General features: G+C 74.0%; 3 protein-coding genes. All 3 read left to right on the forward strand.

Annotated features, from left to right (window positions below; genetic code table 11):
* Window positions 1-127: 127 nt before the first annotated feature.
* The 3 genes from ACIRST_RS01175 to ACIRST_RS01185 all read left to right on the forward strand — a co-directional run bounded on the left by ACIRST_RS01175 (window position 128) and on the right by ACIRST_RS01185 (window position 4,994).
* Entirely contained in the window at window positions 128-1,837 is a 1,710-nt protein-coding gene (locus tag ACIRST_RS01175) for a DUF885 domain-containing protein (protein WP_402798911.1), read from the forward strand.
* Window positions 1,838-2,134: 297 nt separating this feature from the next.
* Window positions 2,135-2,506 carry a DUF5132 domain-containing protein gene (locus tag ACIRST_RS01180; protein ID WP_350525053.1) on the forward strand — a complete coding sequence of 124 codons (372 nt, stop codon included), beginning with the start codon at window positions 2,135-2,137 and terminating at the stop codon, window positions 2,504-2,506.
* A 229-nt stretch (window positions 2,507-2,735) separates the two neighbouring features.
* Entirely contained in the window at window positions 2,736-4,994 is a 2,259-nt protein-coding gene (locus tag ACIRST_RS01185; RefSeq protein ID WP_402798914.1) for an ATP-binding cassette domain-containing protein, read from the forward strand.
* Window positions 4,995-5,101 lie beyond the last annotated feature (107 nt).

Raw genomic sequence — 5,101 nt, forward strand, 5'->3', positions numbered from 1 at the left:
GTCGGCCCGGCCGGGAGCCGTGGGCGGCGGCCGGGGAGGGGATCGTGATTCACCCTTTCGAGGGGTGTCACGTCCGTGCGTCCCGGACCGGGGGCGCTCGGCGGCCGGCCGTCGCCAGGATGGCCGCATGAGCACGAGTGCGAACGAACCGGGCCGGGAGGTCCGGCGACTGACGGACCGCTACTGGGGCTTCCTGTCGGAGCGCGATCCGCTGCTGAGGGTCCGCCAGGGGCTCCCGGTCGAGACGCTGCCCAGGGCCTCCCCGGCCGAGGCGGAGGAGCGGGCGCGGTTCGCCGAGGAGGTGCTGGGCCGGGTGCGGGCGCTCGACGGCGCGGGGCTGTCCGGTGCCGACGCCGACACCGCCGCGTTCCTGGCGGGGCTGGCCGATCAGGAGCTGCGCACCCACCGCAGCTACTGGCTGACGTCCGCGGCCACGCCCTACCGGCTGTTCCCGCTGTCGCTGTACGTCGACGCGGTGCTGCGCCCGCTGTCCTTCGCCCAGCCGTCGGACGTCGAGCGGTACGTGGGGCTGGTGCGGGAGCTGGCCGGGGTGGTCGGCTCGATCGGCGACAAGGTGGCGGGTCAGGCGGCGCGCGGCTTCCGGGTGCCCGCCCCGGCGCTGGCCGGAGCGCGCGCCACCCTCGCCGGGCTGCGGACGTCGGTGGCGGGCCGGGTGGAGGTGGCCGAGGACCGGCTCGACGGGCTGGGGCCGGCCGGGCGCGGGCGCCTCCGGGACGGCGTACGGCGGCTGGTCGAGGACGAGTTGACGCCGGGCTTCGACCGGCTGCTCGCCCTCCTCGACGACCCGGCCTACCTGGGCGCGGCGCCGCGGGCCGTCGGCTGGGCGCACTACCGGGACGGCGAGGCGGCGTACCGGGACTTCGCCCGGATCCACAGCGGGGGCGACACCGCGCCCGAGCGGCTGCACGAACTCGGCCGCGAGCAGTGCCGGGAACTCGCCGAGCGGATGCGGGAGGTCCGCGCGACGCTGGGCTTCCACGGCTCGGAGGCCGAGTTCCACGAGCGGCTGCGGACCGAGCCCCGGCTGTACGCCCGGACGCCGGAGGAGGTCGAGGCGCGCTACCGGGGCCACCTCGACCGGCTGGCCCCCGTGCTGCCGCGCCTGTTCGCCACCGTGCCGCGGGCGCCGTACGGGCTGGCCCGGCTGGATCCGGCGCTGGAGCCGGGGATGACCTTCGGCTACTACGAGGCTCCGACGGCGGCCGAGCCGGTCGGGCGCTACCGCTACAACGGCTCCGACCTGGAGCACAGGTCCCTGCTGGGCTCGGCCTCGCTGATCCTCCACGAGCTGGCTCCGGGCCACCACTTCCACCTCGCCCGGCAGGCCGAGGACCGCTCGCTGCCGCAACTGCGGCGCGAGGCGGCGGAGTTCGGTGCCTTCAACGAGGGCTGGGCCGAGTACGCGGCGGGTCTCGGCTGGGAGGCGGGTCTCTACGCGGATCCGTGGGACGCCTACGGGCGCCTGGCGCAGGAGCGGTTCACCGCCCAGCGCCTCGTCGTCGACACCGGGCTCAACCTCGGGACGATGGGTCTGGAGCAGGCACGGGAGTTCATGCGCGTCAACTGCACCGAGGCGGACGGCCAGATCACCTCCGACCTGCTGCGCTACTCGACCGACCTGCCCGGTCAGGCGCTCTCCTACCGGGCGGGCTTCCTGGAGTTCGGCGGGCTCCGGGCGCGGGCCGAGGCGGAGCTGGGGGCCGGGTTCGACGTGCGGGCCTTCCACGAGGCGGTACTGGGAGGCGGGGCGTTGCCGTTCCCGGGACTGCGGCGGAGGGTGGCGCGTGAACTGGGCCTTCCACGTGACGTCGAATGAATATGAAAAGCGGGTCATCGCATTTAGCTTGTGTACAGCGCGCCGCCATTCAGGGTGTGGGTGCAAGCCATGAACACTCACAAGAGTGAACCGGCGGAGCCCGCTTGGCTCCGGCGGACATGGTTCGACTACGGTGGCCATGAGATCGGGCGGCGCATGCCGGTGTCCGGAATACCGATTCGGTAGGTGAATCCCGGATTCCGAGGTGGAATGCTTCCGTCCACCCGGCTGTGCGCTGCTCCGTGTCCGCAGTGCCCGGGTCCCAGTCATACCTGTGTGTGGAGAGGATGGAGCATCATGCCGCCCGTAGTACCGCCCTTCCTGATCGGCCTCGTGGTCGCGCCCCTGGCCAAGCGTCTGCTCAAGCCGCTGGTGCGAGGAGTCGTCAAGACGTCCGTCGGCATCGCGATGGAGGTGAAGAAGGCCGCGCACGAGGCCGGGGAGAACATCCACGACCTCGCGGCCGAGGTGGCCGCCGACATGATGGCGGCCCAGATCGCCGCCGGTGAGGCCGGACCCCGGCCGGCCGACGGCCAGCGCACCACCGCCGAGGGCGCCGCCCCGAGCAACGCGAAGGACGAGGCCACCGAGCGGGCCCGCCGGGCCGCGGAGGAGGACCCCAGGGCCCCCAAGATCCGCGCGACCGCGGGCGCCGGCAAGACGCACTGACGGCCCGTCCGCAACCAGGCCCGCCGCCGGGCTCGCATTCCGATCGATTGCGAAGGAATGCGCCCCGGCGGCGGGCGACTGCAGGCCCGCCGGCCGCAGCGCATTCGCTTCCCGACATTCCCAATCCGTCGTGTGATCCGTCGTGCCCGAGACGATTTTCCGCGACCTCCGCAAACAGGTGATCGTACACATGCCATCGCTACTGGGTGCCGCAGCCGGATTCCGCTCCGTGGAATTGGACGCGAGCCCGCGCTCGGTCATTCCGGGCCGCCAGCGCTGGGACGTCAAGCTGGTGCTCGGACGGCCCCGGACGGCCGAGGTCCTCGCCGCCGTGCTGCGCCGCATCCCCGGGATCACCGAGGCCCGGGCCAACCCGGTCACCGGCGGGCTGCTCGTCCGGCACGATGCGCGGGTGCGCGCCGCGGACGTCGGCCGGATCGTCCGCAGAGCCGTCAGCCTGGTCGCGGCGGACCCGACCGGCGCGGGGCGCCCGGCACCGGCCCGGCCCGCCGCCGCACCGGCCCCGCGGACGGACCGGGGCCTGGTCGTGCGGCCGGTGCTCGCCGTCGGCGGCGGCGTCGCGGCCGGAGTCGCCCTGATCAAGGGCTCGGCACTGAGCAGGCAGCTGGTGGCGGTGGGCGGGGTGGCCGCCGCGACCGCGGCCGTCCTCCGGAACGCCTGGCGCAGAACGGTCGACGCGTCCCGGGAGGCGGTCGGGGCCGGCGCCCTGCGCCACCCCCTGCTGGAGATCGTCGGCCCGCACCGCACCCGCCTCTACCGGGCCGCCGCGCTCTCGGTCTCCTGCCAGGTCTCGGAGATGGCGCTCGGCACCTTCCTCGGCTGGACCGGACTGGTCCTCATCAAGGGCGAGGCGGCGCCCCTGGTCAGCCTCGGCCTGACCACCGCGTCCGCCCAACTCTGGGGCCTGGCCGGGCTGGTGGCCGCCGCCTGCGCCGCCGTGGCGGGCCTCTCGTACGCCTCGAACCTCCAGTGGCGCCGGCTCGGCCAGGACATCGAGCACGACTGGCGCAGCCGCACCTACCGGCACGTCCAGCACCTCGAACTGGGGCACCTGGAGGGCGAGCGGACCACCCGGGTCGCCGGGGCGCTCACCGACGACGTCGGCCAGCTCGGCGCCTTCTTCGCCGGCCCGGCCAACGACGTGCTGCAACTCGGCACCAGCCTGGCCCTCCTGGTACCGGCGTTCCTCCTGCTGGCGCCGCAGATCGCCTGGATCGCGTTCCTGCCGATCCCGGTCATCGCCTGGCTGTCGCTGCACCACCAGGACAAGGCCGCGGCCGACTACGCCGACACCGGCGAGCACCGCGCCAGGCTGGGCAGCCAGGTGATCAACTCCCTGGAAGCCGGCGCCACCGTCAAGAGCTTCTGCACCGAGGACCACGAGGCCGGACGCGTCGACGAGTTGAGCTCGGCGGCCCGGGAGAGCAGGACCCGGACCGACCGGGGCACACTCCGCCACGCCGAGACCATCCGGGCCTGCACCACCGCGTCGATGGCCGGCACCCTGCTGATCGGCGGCCGGTCGGTGCTCGACGGCACCCTGCGCTTCGAGGTGTTCAGCCCGCTGATCGGGCTGCCCCAGATGCTGCTGATGCGGATGAGCCGGCTCGGCGGCATCGTCGACCAGTACCAGCGCACCCTCGCCTCCTACGACCGGGTCCAGCGGCTGCGCGCCCTGCCCGTCGAGGCCGACGGCAGCAACGGCACGCTCGACCCCGCCGAGGTGCGGGGCGAGCTCGTCCTCGACGCGGTCACCTTCGCCTACCCCGGCCGGCCGGCGGCGCTGGAGGACCTCTCGCTGACCATTCCGGCCGGGCAGGTGACCGCCCTGGTCGGCGCCACCGGCTCCGGCAAGACGACGATCGCCAAACTCCTGATGCGCTTCCAGGACGCGGAATCCGGCAGCGTCCGGCTCGACGGACAGGACGTCCGCGACCTGCGCCGGCACGACCTGCGCCACGCCATCGGCTTCGTCGCCCAGGACCCGTTCCTCTTCGACGGCAGCATCGCCGACAACATCCGCTACGGCAGCTTCGGGGCCTCCGACGAGGCCGTGCTCCGGGCGGCCGCCATGGCCGAGGCACACACCTTCATCGCGACGCTGCCGGACGGCTACGACACCCTGATCGGCGAACGCGGCGCCGCGCTCTCCGGCGGCCAGCGGCAGCGGATCGCCCTGGCCCGCGCGATCCTCAAGGACCCGCCGGTCGTCGTCCTCGACGAGGCCACCTCCGCCGTGGACAACGAGACCGAGGCCGCCATCCAGCGCACGCTGCGCAGCTTCGCCGCCGACCGGACGATGGTCGTCATCGCCCACCGGCTCTCCACCGTCCGCCACGCCGACCGGATCTACGTCATGGACAAGGGCGGCGTCGTCGCCGAACAGGGCACCCACGACGAACTGCTCGACCGGCACGGACTCTACGCATCCCTCTGGCAGCTCCAGGCCGGCGAACTCGCCGCCTGACCGCAGCCGCCGCGACCGCCCGCCGGCCGACCGCGTGACGACACCGCGGTCGGCGCGGTCCGGCGTGCCCCGCCACCACGCCTGCCCACATCCCCGGAGGTACCCCC

The organism is Kitasatospora sp. NPDC101447, from assembly GCF_044767225.1.
In the GTDB taxonomy this organism is placed as follows: Bacteria; Actinomycetota; Actinomycetes; order Streptomycetales; family Streptomycetaceae; genus Kitasatospora.

Excerpts from the sequence above, each read along its gene's own strand:
- ACIRST_RS01175 (WP_402798911.1), top strand. The coding sequence starts at position 128 with ATGAGCACGAGTGCGAACGAACCGGGCCGGGAGGTCCGGCGACTGACG.
- ACIRST_RS01180 (WP_350525053.1), top strand. The coding sequence starts at position 2,135 with ATGCCGCCCGTAGTACCGCCCTTCCTGATCGGCCTCGTGGTCGCGCCC.